This window comes from Aquimarina sp. BL5 (assembly GCF_003443675.1).
Classification (GTDB): Bacteria; Bacteroidota; Bacteroidia; order Flavobacteriales; family Flavobacteriaceae; genus Aquimarina.
In genome coordinates, this window is sequence record NZ_CP031963.1 from 4067600 (window position 1) to 4082444 (window position 14845).

At 32.8% G+C, this 14845-nt stretch carries 17 protein-coding genes; 6 read left to right on the top strand and 11 right to left on the bottom strand.

Annotated features, from left to right (window positions below; all coding sequences use genetic code 11):
• The first annotated feature begins 84 nt into the window (after positions 1–84).
• Genes D1818_RS17025 through D1818_RS17035 form a run of 3 tightly spaced genes read left to right on the top strand, consistent with a single transcriptional unit; the run spans position 85 to position 2105 of the window.
• Positions 85–645 carry a TetR/AcrR family transcriptional regulator gene (locus D1818_RS17025; protein ID WP_118460172.1) on the top strand — a complete coding sequence of 187 codons (561 nt, stop codon included), beginning with the start codon at positions 85–87 and terminating at the stop codon, positions 643–645.
• Between the two features lie 50 nt (positions 646–695).
• Complete coding sequence (locus D1818_RS17030; RefSeq protein ID WP_199726284.1) at positions 696–1106, top strand: nuclear transport factor 2 family protein; 411 nt, start codon at positions 696–698, stop codon at positions 1104–1106.
• Positions 1107–1130: 24 nt separating this feature from the next.
• A complete protein-coding gene (locus tag D1818_RS17035) occupies positions 1131–2105 on the top strand; it encodes an alpha/beta fold hydrolase (protein ID WP_118460174.1) in 975 nt (324 codons plus the stop codon).
• A 54-nt stretch (positions 2106–2159) separates the two neighbouring features.
• Here the strand turns inward: D1818_RS17035 and D1818_RS17040 are convergent, their stop codons facing one another.
• Positions 2160–2366, bottom strand: a complete 207-nt coding sequence (locus D1818_RS17040) for a hypothetical protein (protein ID WP_147406161.1) — start codon at positions 2364–2366, stop codon at positions 2160–2162.
• Between the two features lie 874 nt (positions 2367–3240).
• Between D1818_RS17040 and D1818_RS17050 the strand changes: the two genes are divergently transcribed.
• Positions 3241–4062, top strand: a complete 822-nt coding sequence (locus D1818_RS17050) for a thioredoxin family protein (protein WP_118460177.1) — start codon at positions 3241–3243, stop codon at positions 4060–4062.
• A 221-nt stretch (positions 4063–4283) separates the two neighbouring features.
• Positions 4284–5750: a BLUF domain-containing protein gene (locus tag D1818_RS17055; protein ID WP_118460178.1), complete on the top strand. Its 1467-nt coding sequence runs from the start codon at positions 4284–4286 to the stop codon at positions 5748–5750.
• Between the two features lie 213 nt (positions 5751–5963).
• Here D1818_RS17055 and D1818_RS17060 read toward each other — a convergent pair whose 3' ends face one another.
• The 6 genes from D1818_RS17060 to D1818_RS17085 form a co-directional block, all read right to left on the bottom strand.
• Entirely contained in the window at positions 5964–6536 is a 573-nt protein-coding gene (locus D1818_RS17060) for a YceI family protein (protein WP_118460179.1), read from the bottom strand.
• Positions 6537–6548: 12 nt separating this feature from the next.
• Positions 6549–7037 (bottom strand): hypothetical protein, encoded by a 489-nt coding sequence (locus D1818_RS17065; protein WP_118460180.1) that lies wholly within the window; start codon positions 7035–7037, stop codon positions 6549–6551.
• A gap of 7 nt (positions 7038–7044) precedes the next feature.
• Positions 7045–7446, bottom strand: coding sequence for a hypothetical protein (locus D1818_RS17070; protein ID WP_118460181.1), 402 nt, complete (start codon positions 7444–7446; stop codon positions 7045–7047).
• Between the two features lie 133 nt (positions 7447–7579).
• On the bottom strand, positions 7580–8686 hold the full coding sequence (locus D1818_RS17075) for an AraC family transcriptional regulator (protein ID WP_118460182.1): 1107 nt from the start codon (positions 8684–8686) through the stop codon (positions 7580–7582).
• Between the two features lie 24 nt (positions 8687–8710).
• Positions 8711–9421 carry a TIGR04283 family arsenosugar biosynthesis glycosyltransferase gene (locus D1818_RS17080; RefSeq protein ID WP_118460183.1) on the bottom strand — a complete coding sequence of 237 codons (711 nt, stop codon included), beginning with the start codon at positions 9419–9421 and terminating at the stop codon, positions 8711–8713.
• A gap of 26 nt (positions 9422–9447) precedes the next feature.
• Positions 9448–10161: a DUF547 domain-containing protein gene (locus tag D1818_RS17085; RefSeq protein ID WP_118460184.1), complete on the bottom strand. Its 714-nt coding sequence runs from the start codon at positions 10159–10161 to the stop codon at positions 9448–9450.
• 236 nt (positions 10162–10397) lie between these two features.
• On the opposite strand from D1818_RS17085, the gene D1818_RS17090 reads away from it, so the two are divergent.
• Positions 10398–11618, top strand: coding sequence for an NADH:flavin oxidoreductase/NADH oxidase family protein (locus D1818_RS17090; RefSeq protein ID WP_118460185.1), 1221 nt, complete (start codon positions 10398–10400; stop codon positions 11616–11618).
• Between the two features lie 175 nt (positions 11619–11793).
• Here D1818_RS17090 and arsM read toward each other — a convergent pair whose 3' ends face one another.
• Genes arsM through D1818_RS17110 form a run of 4 tightly spaced genes read right to left on the bottom strand, consistent with a single transcriptional unit; the run spans position 11794 to position 14731 of the window.
• Complete coding sequence (gene arsM / locus D1818_RS17095; protein ID WP_118460186.1) at positions 11794–12762, bottom strand: arsenosugar biosynthesis arsenite methyltransferase ArsM; 969 nt, start codon at positions 12760–12762, stop codon at positions 11794–11796.
• Between the two features lie 49 nt (positions 12763–12811).
• Entirely contained in the window at positions 12812–13624 is an 813-nt protein-coding gene (locus tag D1818_RS17100; RefSeq protein ID WP_118460187.1) for a purine-nucleoside phosphorylase, read from the bottom strand.
• Positions 13617–14213, bottom strand: coding sequence for a TIGR04282 family arsenosugar biosynthesis glycosyltransferase (locus tag D1818_RS17105; protein WP_118463856.1), 597 nt, complete (start codon positions 14211–14213; stop codon positions 13617–13619). Before D1818_RS17105 ends, D1818_RS17100 begins: the two co-directional genes overlap by 8 nt.
• 17 nt (positions 14214–14230) lie before the next feature.
• Positions 14231–14731: a rhodanese-like domain-containing protein gene (locus D1818_RS17110; protein ID WP_118463859.1), complete on the bottom strand. Its 501-nt coding sequence runs from the start codon at positions 14729–14731 to the stop codon at positions 14231–14233.
• Between the last annotated feature and the right edge of the window lie 114 nt (positions 14732–14845).

The window sequence follows — 14845 nt, forward strand, 5'->3', positions numbered from 1 at the left end:
CAAAAATTAGGTTTTTGTTAAAAACAAGTTAATTAGTTACCGAACGTTTGGTAAAAAACTAATTACCTATATATTTGTGGTGTTATGAGACCAGTAAAAGTAGAAGATAAACGGTTGATGGAGGGCCTTAATCAGGTTTTTAGATCTAAAGGTTATGAAGGAGCTAGTCTAAACGAATTGGCAGAAGGTGCCGGTTTAAAAAAAGCAAGTTTGTATCATAGATTTCCCGATGGAAAAAAGGGAATTGGCCTTGCAGTCTTATCGTATTCTTCGGATTGGTTGCATAAGAATCTGTATGAGTTACTGATGGATAAAAAAGTTTTGAAAGAGGAAAGGTTGGAAACGACTTTAACCAGAATAAAGGAATTATACGGTGATGGAAAAGAAACTTGTGTGCTTAGATCCTTATCAATGGAATCTGGAATGGAAATATTTGGAGATCAAATAAAAGAAGAGATGGATAGATGGATAAGAAATTTCACAGAATTTGGATTAGAGTTCGGACTTAGTAGAGATCAATCAACGAGAATTGCAAAACAGGGTTTAATAAGTATACAAGGAAGTCTTGTAGTAGCTAATGCAATGTCTGATAACAGCTTGTTTTTGGATACTTTAGAAGATATAAAACTTAAGTATAAAGCATAATATTTTTTTACAATAATAATTTACCGAACGTTCGGTAATAAATTTTAATAATGAAAAAAAAATTCCCTTTGCCACCTTTTACAGAAGAAACGGCAAAACAAAAAGTTCAGATGGCAGAAGATGCCTGGAACAGTAAAGATCCAATAGCTATATCAACGGCTTATAGTTTAGAAACCGAATGGCGTAATCGAAATCAATTTATCAATGGACAAGAAGAAGTACAGGAATTTCTCAGAGATAAATGGAAAAAAGAACTCAATTATAAACTTAGAAAAGAATTATGGGCATATCAAGATAATAGGATTGCAGTGCGATTTGAGTATGAATATCAAAATAAAAACAATCAATGGTACAGAGCATACGGTAATGAAAATTGGGAGTTTGATGAGAATGGTTTTATGGAAAAAAGATATGCCAGTATTAACGATTTAGAAATATCAGAGACAGAAAGAAAATTATAATCTAATTTAAATACATACATAAAGATGAAAAATCAAAAGACAAAGCGTTTTATAGTATTGCTTGTGATTACTCTTACCACAAGTGTCTTAGCGCATGGTTTACCCCTTAAGAATAATTACGAAACTACTATAGAGCATGCGGTTAAATATAAAAAAATCAATATACAAGGAATAGATGTTGCCTATAGAGAGGCTGGTAATCCTAAAAATCCGGCGATTGTATTATTACATGGATTTCCTTCTTCATCTCATCAATACCGTAAAGTATTGAATGCATTATCCGATGAGTTTTACTTAATTGCACCGGATTATCCTGGTTTTGGGAATAGTGATTTTCCAAGTGCTACGTCTTACGAGTATACTTTTGATAACTTAGCTAATACTATTGAGGTTTTCTTGGAAAAGTTAAAAATTAGGTCCTATGCATTAATGATTCAAGATTATGGTGCTCCAATAGGTTTAAGAATTGCGACTAAGTATCCAGAAAGAGTAACCGCTATTATAAATCAAAATGGAAATGCCTATAAAGAAGGTTTAGGACCTGCCTGGAAGGATGTTAAAGCATTTTGGGCAAATAGATCTCCAGAAACTGAGAAGGCTTTGTTACCTGTGTTTTCTATAGAAGGATTAAAATGGCAATATACTCACGGTACCAGAAATCCAGAAAATGTGAATCCAGATACTTGGCATTTGGATTACTTACGAATGTCAAGACCGAATGCTCATAAAGTCAACTTAGATCTGTTTTATGATTATCAAAACAACATAAAGTTATATCCGAAATGGCAAAAGTATTTTAGAGACAACCAACCTCCACTATTAATTGTTTGGGGTAAAAACGATGCCTTCTTTCCAGAAAGTGGGGCAGAAGCTTTTAAAAAGGATGTAAAAAATATTGATTATAATATTTATGATACTGGGCATTTTGCTTTAGAGGAAGAAAGTAAATCGATTATCAAGAAAATTAGATTTTTCCTGAAAAAAAATGGAGTTAAATAATAGCTACAAAATAGAACAAGGATCTAGTTGATAAACTAGATCCTTGTTTCATTATTATTCAATACCTCCTCCGGTAAGACAAAGATGAGTTGCTTGTGTACCTAAACAACATCCATTTGGTAATGAATACCCGCCACACGATTGACATTCTCTCGGAGTGTAGATAGGACAACTAGCTTTGTTACTACCACCATTTACAGATCTTTGTTCTTCTTTACTAAGAGTCTGTGCGTCTTTTAGATTTAAAATGCTTTTTAACATAATTAAGGTTTTAAGAATCATATTTCCCCAAACATTTATAGACATTTGAGGTTTCTGTCTATACGATTATTAACGAAAAAATGGGGAATTTGTTGCTTTTTTAGTGTTAGTTATCATTTCTCTAATGATTTTTCTTTTTGGTTCCAGAACTTGCATAAAATATAGCTCCGATTGGTTTTTTTCTAAAGCGGAGCATTATAGCTAGCAGTAATAATAGTAGAATGTTTAAAAAAACTTTAAAATCCAAGGTAACAATTTCATACTTCCTTACACATTCTTATGGTGGCTCTTTAGAGAGTCGAACACTTATAAGAATAGTAATCATAAAAAATTAGAAGTATGGCATTAGAGAATCTAATAAGCATAAGCTTTACAGAAGAAGAATTAACACAGCTAGACCAGTACCTAGATGGTATCAAACAAATCTTGAACGACATTGCTCCCCTAGATTACACCTTCTAGCTATTTCAGAGATTCCCGGAAGCGTTACTGAGGTCTTTCGAAGGGTTAAAAAGGTTCTTCGAGCTGTCATTTTTTGGATCAGAACCCCTAAAATTTGGCCAAGCAGCCTCGAAAACAAGGCTTATAGCCTTTATGATACCCCTAGGATGCATTGCCAATACCAAAATATTCGTTGATATACTTCTTCTAAGAAGTATTTTAATTCTTCGAATTACCTTTTTGAGGGCTAAAAGGGGGTGCGGAATGGGGTAAGCCCTATACATAGATGAGATGAGATGATAAAATAAGAATGGTTTGATTTCTAGATTCAGTAGATTTGCAAGGACGGTGAGATTATATCACTAAAATATTAATTAATATAGTAAAGCCAGCCTCTATAAAATAAGGTTGGCACTACTATGATTTTAAAACAATGAAAAACATAAAGAAATTAAAGTATAGTGTCATATTCGTAATGCTACTGCACACCACAACGACAATAGCCCAGGTGCAATGGATTCATGACTTTGAGCTGGGGCGTGCGATTGCCATAGAGCAAAAAAAGTGGATGGTAGTTGATTTTTGGGCCAGTTGGTGTGGTCCCTGTAAAAGAATGGATGACAAGCTATGGCAAACAACAGCGATTAATTCTATAAAAGATAATTTCGTATTTGTAAAAGTAAATTTTGATAGAAAAAGAGAGTTCGCCAAATACTTTAATATAAAATCGCTTCCTACGGTTTTAATAATGGATCCTAATAAAGCGGTCATCGATAGAAAAACAGGATACAGACATACAGATGAGTATATAAACTGGTTTAAAAAGATCCCAAATCTCGATTTAGAAAACGTATATACAGCTATGATCCCTATGATTCAGAATCGAAAAAGTAGTGTGGCGCATCTTAAGCTTGGAGTAGCGTATCAGAATCTTGCTATGGATACGTCCAATGCTTTGATCAAAAGCGTATTCATAAAACAAAGTAATCAGCAATTCAAGGTGATTCTAAAAAAAAGCAAAAATGAGGAGCTATTAGACAAGGTTCAATTATATAAGTTACTCAATAAAGCTATCGCTGGCAAAAGTAAAAGTGTTCTTAAAAAACTAAACCAAAAAACTCCCGAGGATTATACATCAGAGCTAGTACATTTTATAAAATGCTATTGCTACCTTAAAGAAGGTAACGATAAAGCCCTAGCTATAGAAAAAAAACAGCTTAAAAATCCTGATATGTTGGCACTATTAGAACAGTAAACTTGATAAGAATGTTATAACCCGAGAACCTATGTTTATGTTAAAACCTATTATTACATATTCATTGACTTATACAAAAGTTTATTTTACTAGTGATTAAGCTTAGAGCTTTGGTATAACTATTAGCACGAAGAATTAGCTTAATTTTTTTGAGTACCTGTAATTTTCCTTAATTTTGTAAGTGAATTTAAAAAAACAAAATATTTAAATTTTAAAGTTATATGTTAGGATTAGAAGAGAAAAGCCCACTGGAGATGTTACAACAGTTTGCTGTTTATTTTGATGCTAATTTAGAAGAAAGTCTTGGGGCGGCTACTCTTATTTTGAATAATAAACATGGAGAAGGTAGTATATCTTTATATGAGCTTTTTCCTGGCCTTACTGCCTGGGTTTATAATATTACATTTAATTCTGAACTAGTTATCGATTTAAAGTTTTCGTCTGATAGACCTTATTATTTTGGGTATCATGTTTCGGGATTTCAAATGCAGAAATTCGCTGACGAGACAGAGTATCATAAAATAAGACAAGGGCAAAACTTCATACTTATTAGCGAACCTGGCACTAGTTCTGAATTTAAGATGAGTAGTGGTATCAAATTTGAAAGTTGTTATTTAATTCTAACACCGTCATTATTGAAGGGCTCTAGCCACAACACGAGGAAGAGACTGGAACAGAACCTAAAAGAAATATTTCTACAAATTTCAGGTGAACGGCCATATCGCTATTTTGGAGATATTGATGCACATACCGGTACATTTGCAGAAATTATTATAAAGAATACAAGAATTGATTTAGTAGGCCGACTTTTAACTGAGGGCGCTATAACAAATTTACTTGCTGCACAAATTGAAGCACACGATTTAGATCATCAAACTGATAATTTTCAGCCCAAGCTTACAAAATCAGAATTATCAAAAATTACAGAACTCGGTGATTACATAAGAGATAATATCGACGATAAATTAACAATTTCAGTTCTTAGTAAATATTTAGGTTTTTCTCCAAGAAAACTCCAAGCCGGCGTTCGATTTTTATATGGTTATTCTGTTAATGAATATGTAAGCAATGTTAGGATGGAAGTTGCAAAAGAGCTTATCTATAAAACGAACAAGAGTGTTTCTGAAATATGCTATATGGTTGGTTATTCTAGTAGAAGTCATTTTTCAAATTTATTTTATAAAAGGTTCGGTATTCTTCCTAGTAAATATAAAGACTCGTTCTACAAGGATACTTTAATGTATGAAGTAAGTTATCGATCGATAGCAAGTGATAAATTAAATGAATCGGATGTACAACAGATAATAGATGTTTCAAGAATAAACAATAAAAAAAATAATATTACAGGAAGTCTGATTTATTATAAAAATGTATTTTTTCAATTAATTGAAGGACCTAAAAAGGAAGTTTTACCGTTATATGATAAAATAAAAGAAGATGAAAGGCATACGGATGTGATCACTATGTGGAGTGGATCGAAACCTTACCGCACTTTCGAAAAATGGGATATGTCAATATTATCAGATGATGGTATGCTAAGCATACAACATCAAGATAGAGTCAAAAAATTAAATTTGGAACATCTTCTAGGAGAGATTGACGAAAACGCAATAGTGTCTCGGAATCTCTGGAGAAAAGTGAGAACAATTATAAATGTTTCAGGAAAAGTAAGTAAGAGTGAGCTGTGAAATAGAAATCACTTTTTTCTAAAAAATCTACCTATCGTATACTTTTAAGAATCACAGAAGAGATAAATAATATCCATTAATACCCTGTTTCTGTGTTTAGGGATGTTTATAAAATACTTGATGTACTACTTTCGTGATAAACGAAACCTAAAAAAGTAAGTGATAGTAAATAATGATGTTTGTTAAAAACAGTGATTTCCCGTCAACTATGTTTTACTTGACAAATATTAATGTACCTTCTAGTGTAAATTCATCTGCAATTGCATTTTCTTTCATACGTTTAAAAATACTAGGTGAGTTATGGTTAACTCCATATTTGGTTCGATCGATAGTATGATTGAATTTAAGAGTGATTCCAGATTCAGCTTGCTCTATACGTACAGTAATATTTTCTGTATTCGTTTTTCCTTTAATGGTAAGCGCTCCAAGTAAGATAGCTTTCTTATTACTGATTTCTATAACATTGTTTATTAAAAATGTTGCTTTTGGAAAGGTCTTTACTTCAAAAAAATCTTCATTTTTTAGATGATTTTTAAGATCGTTGTTTTCATGATCCAGACTTTTCATATCAATTACGATGTTTAAAGCCATGATCGTAGTATTGGATATAGAGATGATACCTTTTTTTGGTGCTATAGTTCCTTTTAAGGAATAAGAACTAAATGCTGCTTTGCCTGTCCAGAATAGTTCAGATTTTCTGGTATCCAACTCAAAATTCTGTGTATATGCTTTTTGTAATCCGATGTGTAGACAAAGAGTAATTAATAGTATTTGTATTGTTTTCATTTTAGGGATTTTTTAATTTAGAAGTGTATCTGTAGTTTCAATTTTTTCATAGCCGCATACAGTTTCTCCTTCTTTTGTAATACCAATGAAATACCACATAGCCCATCCTCCAAAAAGCGAACTATCTGTACGCCAATTTTGTGACCAAGTATATGGTTCAGACTGTTTCATAATTTCTTTTTTGGTTCCGAAGTTTTTGTTCAATTCTTTTAATGAATATGATTTCCTAAGATTCCAGGTGTCATTATAAAAAAGATAGGCTCCGTACTCAATAATTTTGATCTCACTTTCTTTGCACAGAATTGCTGTATTGTGTTTCCAATAATATCGATCACCAATCTTAATAGGATCAATGGTTTTGGGAAAGTTGTTTACTTCAATTGCTTTGCGTACGCTTTTTAGTTTTTCGGGTAATTGATCGTTTATAGGAGTTCCATACTTTATCTGTGCAGTCAATGAGTTTAAGGTGAATGCTATTACTAGTAAAATTACTGTTCTCATATTCTTATTATTTTATTTTTTCAGCGATCCAAACTGCTAAAAACCCTCTGTCAACGGCGTGTGTAGAACCATATAGTTTTCCGTCTTTGTAATAAAAGCTAGTATTATAACTTCCGCTATTGTCGCCAGAGATTAGGGCAACATAAATAACGTCTCGTTGGGTATTAACTTTTCCTTGTTTTATTTCAACCCCTTCTCGATAAAATGTTCCCTGTACTGAATTAGCATCTATTTTATCTATGCGCATCATAGCGAAATTGGTATCCGTTTTATCTTGCGGACTCATATCTAATTGCCATTCGCCAATTAGTAATTTTAGATCTTTATTATTTTCTTGAGAAAAGCTTGAGAAAGAAGTAATCAAAAGGATAAGTAGGCTTGCTTTTTTTATGATCATGAGATGTTTCATTTTTTCTGATTTTTAGAATTTGTTTGAGACAAATATTCACCTAATACAGAAAAGAATCGTTTCAATTGGCTAAATGAGACGAATTTTTAGAGAAGTAGACGTTGCAATTTTTTAATTGAAACCTTTATTGTCTTTATTTTAGAGCGCTTGGAGGGTTTCCTGTAATTTTCTTTACGGCTCTATTAAAAGAGGCTTTAGAATTAAAACCTGCTTCATATGCTAAAGCAAGAAGGGTAAGATTATCGTTTTTAGGATTATTGAGTAACTTTTTTACTTCTTCAAAACGAAGTTCGTTTATGTAATCACTAAATTTTTTCTGATAGATCGTATTTAGACATTTAGTAAGCAAATAGGGTTTTACAGAAAGGCATTCTGATAGAGAACCTAGAGTAAGCTCTGGATTTTTGAAGAGTTGTTCTTCCCTCATTTTAGTTTCTAAAGTTTTACTAATATTTTGCAATTGCTCTTTTTCTTTATCAGAAACGGTGGCAATTTGTTTGAATGCGCTTTCTTTTCTTCTGGCAAACCCTTCTAGGCCTAACCAATAGGTAATAATTGCCATTCCTATAAATACCGGATGACCATAGAAAAAATTACTAGCGAAATTGAAAAAGAAAAAGTCGATTAATATTCCAAATACATAAAGGATAGAGAATATTTTCATTACCAGTACCACTCTTTTAATCCAATTGATTTTTTCTGGAAGAATTTTATATCCTTCCACCTCAATAGTGTTGCTAAGTATTTTTTCAGCTTTGCTACTATAAAAAATAATTAATGCTCCAGAAATGATAAACATAGTAGGATAATGCATCCATACAACATATCCCCAATATCCTAACCAAGATAAACTCTCGCGAGTACCATCCCAATAAAAATTTTGTGTTTTTATAAAAAAGCTCCACACAAATTCTATCAGTACAGGAAGGAAATGAATCCAATCTTTTTGTATGAACTTGAATTTTGGATTTACATAACTTTTTACAAAAAAATAGATGAGTGTTCCATAAATCCAATTGTATTCTAATAGGATATGATACCAGAAATCATATCGTCCCAGCCCAAAAATATTTAAGGTTTCTACAATCAGGCGGTAGGAGAAGAAAAATAATATGGTTGCTAGAAATCGATTAGCAATATAGTGCAATCCTTTTTTTTGCCATAAAATGACTCCAAAAATGATTCCTTGGATAGCACCAATACATAATAATATGATTAAAAGTATCTCTAACGTTTCCACTACATTAAAGATATATAAGAAGATTTAAGAAACAACTTTTTCTTTATAATATCGATACAAATCTTCTGACGAAGCACCTAACCATCTTCTCATATGTATATTAAGAAAATGATATTGTAATCGCCAAACTCCAACTTCTCTGTAACGTCTGGCAGAGGTAACCACATATTTAGGGATGATAACAAATTTATTTATTGCAAAAAGTCGGTCAACTAAATCATTGTCTTCATATACCACATACGCTTCATCATACCCATTTATTTCTTTGAATAATGATGCAGTGATAAACTGACTTTGATCTCCGCCGCGACATCGTTTACTGTCGAATTGAGTTAACCAACCGAGAAAACGAAGCCACCAATGATTAGAATCAAATTTCATTCTGAAACACCCTGCTTCGTTTTCTTTATGAACTTCTTCTACAATATATCGGTCATAGTTCTTTGGAGGAAAAGAATCAGCGTGTAAGAAATAGAGTATATCTCCAGAAGCTTTTGCAGCTCCGGCATTCATTTGTTTAGCACGCCCTTTTTCTGAAGAAACTACTCTAATAGACGTGCTTTGTGTGTTCGAAAAATTCTGTACTGTTTTTATAGACTCGTCCACACTTCCGCCATCTACAATGATAATTTCTTCGATAGTATCCGCTGCACTTGCAGCTTGTATTAAATGGGAAAGCAGCTTACAAATTGTAGCTGCTTCATTTAGAATAGGGATGATTATTGATATTTTCAAAAGCTTAGTATTATGCGAATATAAAATTACTCATTTAAACTCCAATCGTATTTTTTATATCCTTTCTTTTTCTGTTTATCAATCTTAACTTCAGAATATTTATTGATAAAAGCTTTAGCATCTTCTCCATCTACTTTGAAATCTTTCTTAAACCAACTGAAGATTTTAGAGACTTCAACTACTTCTTCAGTTATCGTATTTCTTTTTGGATCATTTATAAAATTCTTTGTTAGCGTTTCTAATGCATCATCTACATTTCTGGCTGTGAATGCTCTATTCCAAACTATGGGGCAAGAGAAAGAAGCGCAATTAATAGCAAAATGAATTCTGGGATCGCCAAGCTTTCTAAGAATTTTATGCTCTAATTCATTTAAACTATGCAAAACACCATTGATTTTGAAAAATTGTCTATGCCAAGGATCTTTAATGTCTTTGATGCTCTTTAAAGGATAATTATCTATAATTAACTTTATAGTGTACGCATTATAAGCATTGATCCAGTACGCTAATGTTTCTTCTTTACTCCATGTTGCGGCTGGAGGATTGTCCGAGAGGTAAGTGAAATATTCATATAGTTGAGCACTATCTCTCATAAATCCTTTGTAATCTACTTTTCCGTCTTCAGAAACATTGATCAATAAAATTTGATCCCAAACAGCATGGTCAAGTTTTTCCTGAGCTTTTGTCTGAAAAGAGATAAATACCAATAATACTAATATAATTATTTTAGGGGTCTTCATTTTTTTTAATCTTTTTTAATCCATCCAGATGTATCGATTTTTACAAATGGCTAATTGTGTTCAACTTTTAATTACTTTTTTGTTTTCAAATAACGAAAATTCTATTAAATATTCGTTAAATACTTGGGTTTAGTCCAAAGTTTGTGCCACTCCTTACAAATATAGTTATGGCCAATGTTTTTTGGTTTTGCAAGTCAATTTCTGATTCCGTATTATTGTAATTGAACTGTTTTTATATGATTAGTACAACTTTAAAACTCCCCTGCGGTGCGATATTAAATAATAGATTAGTGAAATCTGCTATGACGGAGCGCATTAGTAATAATAAGTTTGAACCAACTAAGGGGCATGAACAATTGTATGCTGATTGGTCCAAAACAGGTGCAGGCTTATTAATAACAGGTAATGTTGTACTGGATCGAAAACATGTCGAGTCAGCAGGAAATGTGTGTTTTGATGATAGAAGGATGCTGCCAAAACTAAAATCATGGGCCAAAGCGGGTAAAAAACATGGAAATCATATATGGGTTCAGATTTCTCATTCCGGAAGACAAACGAATAGATTTGGAACGAGTAGACCCTTAGCACCTTCTGAGGTGCAGTTAAAGAAATTAGGGCTTTTTGGTAAACCGAAAGCAATGACAGAAGAGGATATCCTAGACGTGATCCAACGTTTTGTTACTGCTGCTAAACTAGCCAAAGAAGCTGGTTTTACTGGGGTTCAAATTCATTCGGCTCACGGATATCTATTAAGTCAATTTTTATCACCCAATACTAATATAAGATCTGATCATTGGGGTGGTAATATAGAGAATCGTAGCCGTTTATTACTCACGATTATCAGAGATGTTAGAAAAGTTGTTGGAACTGATTTTCCGATATCTGTTAAATTGAATTCAGCGGATTTTCAGAGAGGAGGATTTACCGAAGAAGAATCACTGGAAGTGATAAAGATGTTAGACAAGGAAAAGATCGATTTGCTCGAGATATCAGGAGGGACTTATGAAAAACTAGCTTTTTTTATAATGAATGAAGAGGATTCTGATCTTAAAGAAAGCACGAAACAGAGAGAGGCATATTTTATCGATTTTGCTAAGAAAATCAGAGTTGTTAGTAAGTTGCCTCTAATGATTACAGGTGGTTTTAGATCTTATGATTTTTGTAATGAAGTGTTAGCAAAGGGAGAGGTTGATTTGATAGGGATGGCTCGTCCTTTTATTACCAATCGAGAGGATATATCTAAATTTTTAGTTGGAGAATTACCATGTCTTGAAAACCTGGTACTCCGCACTGGATTAAAACAATTCGAAGATGCTGCTGAAGGTGGTTTTTATGCTAGGCAAATTATCCGGTTTTCTAAAGGGAAAGGACTAAAAACCAATATGAACCCACTTTGGTGTTCTATGTTTCTAATAGTATATGAATTCCGAAAAGCGATGGCTAAGAAATTAGCTTGAAAAAACAATGAGGATGTCTGTAAAGTAACTTTACTATGCTAAACTAAGCTTGTCGAAGTTTTTAATCCGTTGATTTTCAAAATGTCTTCGACAGGCTCAGACTGACAATTTTAGATTTTGTTCACTTTTCAGACAGCCTCATATAAAATTATTACTTAAAGCGAGTTTTAAAATTTTAGCAACATCCACCACCATCATAGTGGTACGTAGATTCGCTGATGAAAATATCATCTCTTCCCAGGTCAGCAAGAGCACCAGCAGTTTTATCACAAACCGCAATAGGTTGATTTTTCAGTAATACGTGTCCTTTTTTATCATCAAAATAATCTTCATTACCATAATAAATGGCTGCCTTACCAGTAAAAATACAAGGGCCATCTTCTGGCATAGGGTCTTTGATTGCAGCTACTTCAATAGATTCTATATAGATTAATTCATCGGTTTCATAGTTTTTAGGATCCAAAATACGATACGGTTTACGCGCTCTAATTTCTATGGTTCCAAAACCAACATCGGTCAATGCTTTTACATATTCCGCAATAGGTAAACTTCCACTAAGACATAAAGCTCTTAATCGTTCATCATTTCTGAGCGTATCATTCATAGGTTGCTCGCAAGTTGGATCACTCATCACTAATCTACCATGAGGTTTTAATACTCGATACATTTCCTCTATCGCTTTTTTTAAATCCTCTGCTTTAAAAATATTGAATAAACAATTTTGAGCGGCAACATCAATACTATTATCTTCTACGGGAAGATTCAGAGCATCACCAAATCTTAAGTCTACAAACTCACTTTTGAACCATTCATTTTGTTCTTCTGCTTCTTTAAAATTTTTACGAGAAGCATCTAGCATTTCCTGAACTACATCAATACCAATTACTCCACCTTTTTGACGAGAGAAATACGAAAATTGTAATAATTCCATTCCGCCACCAACACCAACATAAAGTGTTTTTGGATTATTGGTTAAATCACGGGCGTTTACTGTACTCCCACAACCATAATTCATTTCTTGCATGATCTTTGGGATTTTTAATCCAGGTAGTTCCCAAATAGGATTTGTGGTACAACATAAACCTACATCTGGAGTTAATGCTGCTTCTTTGTATACATCATGCGTGGTTTCTAAATAGCTCATATTTTTGTTTTCTTTATTTTGAAGGAATAATTACTTAATTCGTTAATGTTTAGAGAGATTTTATCAATTCTTTGAATAAAAGGATCATTTCCGGTTCCGCTTTTCCGGCCATGGCAATAATCTCGTCAATATTGACAGGTTGTAGATTGTCTGGGTCACATTCGTCTGTAAGAACAGATACTGCTGCAACTTTAAGATCTAAATGATTGGCTACAATAATTTCAGGAACTGTGCTCATTCCTACTGCATCGGCTCCAATGATTTTTAGATAACGATATTCTGCGCGGGTTTCTAATTGCGGTCCTACTACAGAGGCATATACACCTTTATGAAGATTAATGTTATTTTCTTTAGCAATGGATTCTAATTTTGCATTAATTTTAAGGTTATAAGGAGCACTCATATCTGTAAAACGGGTGCCTAATTGTTCTACTCCTTTAAATGCTAAAGGAGATCCTCCCTGAAGATTAATGTGATCATCAATAAGCATTAATTCGCCTTTTTTAAAGTTTAAATTAATCGCTCCGGATGCATTAGAAACTAAAAGTGTTTTGATTCCTAATTGATGCATAATTCTAACAGGATATGTCACATCTTGTAGAGAGTAACCTTCGTAGAGATGAAAACGTCCTTGCATTACCACTACTTTTTTGCCTTCTAACTTTCCGTAGATTAATTTTCCTTTGTGGAATTCTACTGTGGCTGTAGGGAAATAGGGAATGTGATTATAACTTACTTCTTTTATGATTTCTATTTCATCTAGTAACTGTCCTAATCCTGTTCCTAAGATGATACCTATTTCTGGATTATCAAATCCTTTTTCTTGTAAGTATTCTGTTGTTTCTTTAATGTATTTAGTCATTTTGATAGCTTAATAAATGTTGAAAAACTGAAATGTCCTTGATATCTTCATAATAATCTATATCATTACGTTCTTCTAATAGTTTAATAGTTGTTTGTTGTAGATCGTTTAATGTATTTTGAAGTACTGTATTTGTTCCCCAGGATTTGTTCTGAAAAACTTGCGAATTCAGCTTTTTCATACCTAGTAAATAATACCCTCCATCTTCCGCAGGACCTATTACATAATTATTTGTTTTCAGAGCATTGAATGCGTTCTGTATATCGGATTGGCTTAGGTCGTACATATCACTCCCTATTATAATAATATTGGTATACCCTGCTTTAAAACCTCTTTTGAAAGCATTATACATACGATCACCAAGATCTTCTCCTTCTTGTTGCTTTTTTTCATAAACAGTAGGGTTCCAGATGTCGTTCTCTCCAATTCTTGTGGAATAGTATACTTCCTTAGCCACTGTAAGATCTTTTGTAATAGATACAGTATGGGCTAACAATAACTCATAAACTTCCAGAGCAGCGTGATCTCCTATGGTCGCGGCTAAACGAGTTTTACATTTACCCAATTCGGGATTTCGGGTAAAAATCATTAATAGATTCTTTTCTTTCACTGTGTGTATACTTTTTTTCCTTTATGTAACCATTTCCCCCATTCTTTGGAAAATGCGTGTATTTTATCTGTTTCTTTTCCTTTAGAGTCAATCACTTTATTATTATCGTTTTTCCACTCAAAAATTCCGCCATATAGATTATAGATATTGTTATAGCCTGCTTCTTTAAGTTTTTCCGAAATGTCTTCCGATCGTATGCCTAAACTACAGTAAACAATAATTTTTGATTTCTTATCTATGTTTTCGTTGGAAAGAGTCTTGATGTCAAAATGGTCATATCCTACGTGGATTGCACCTTGTAGATGACTAGTATCGTACTCATTTATTTCTCTAGCGTCTAATAGGATTACTTCACTTTGTATCTCATTTAATTCTTTTACCGAGATATATGGGATACTTTCATTATTGTATTGATCCAATAATTCATCAAGTGAATCTTGGCCAATAGCTAAAAAAGGGAATAAAATTAATAATAGTATTACGATTATTTTTCTCATATATAACGGCATATCTAGTTAATATAGCTATACAATGTAATTGATTGTTAAAGTGCGAATCTATTTGTAGAGATCAGTTTTTAGGTTTGTTCCATAAACTTCCCTTAAGAAGAT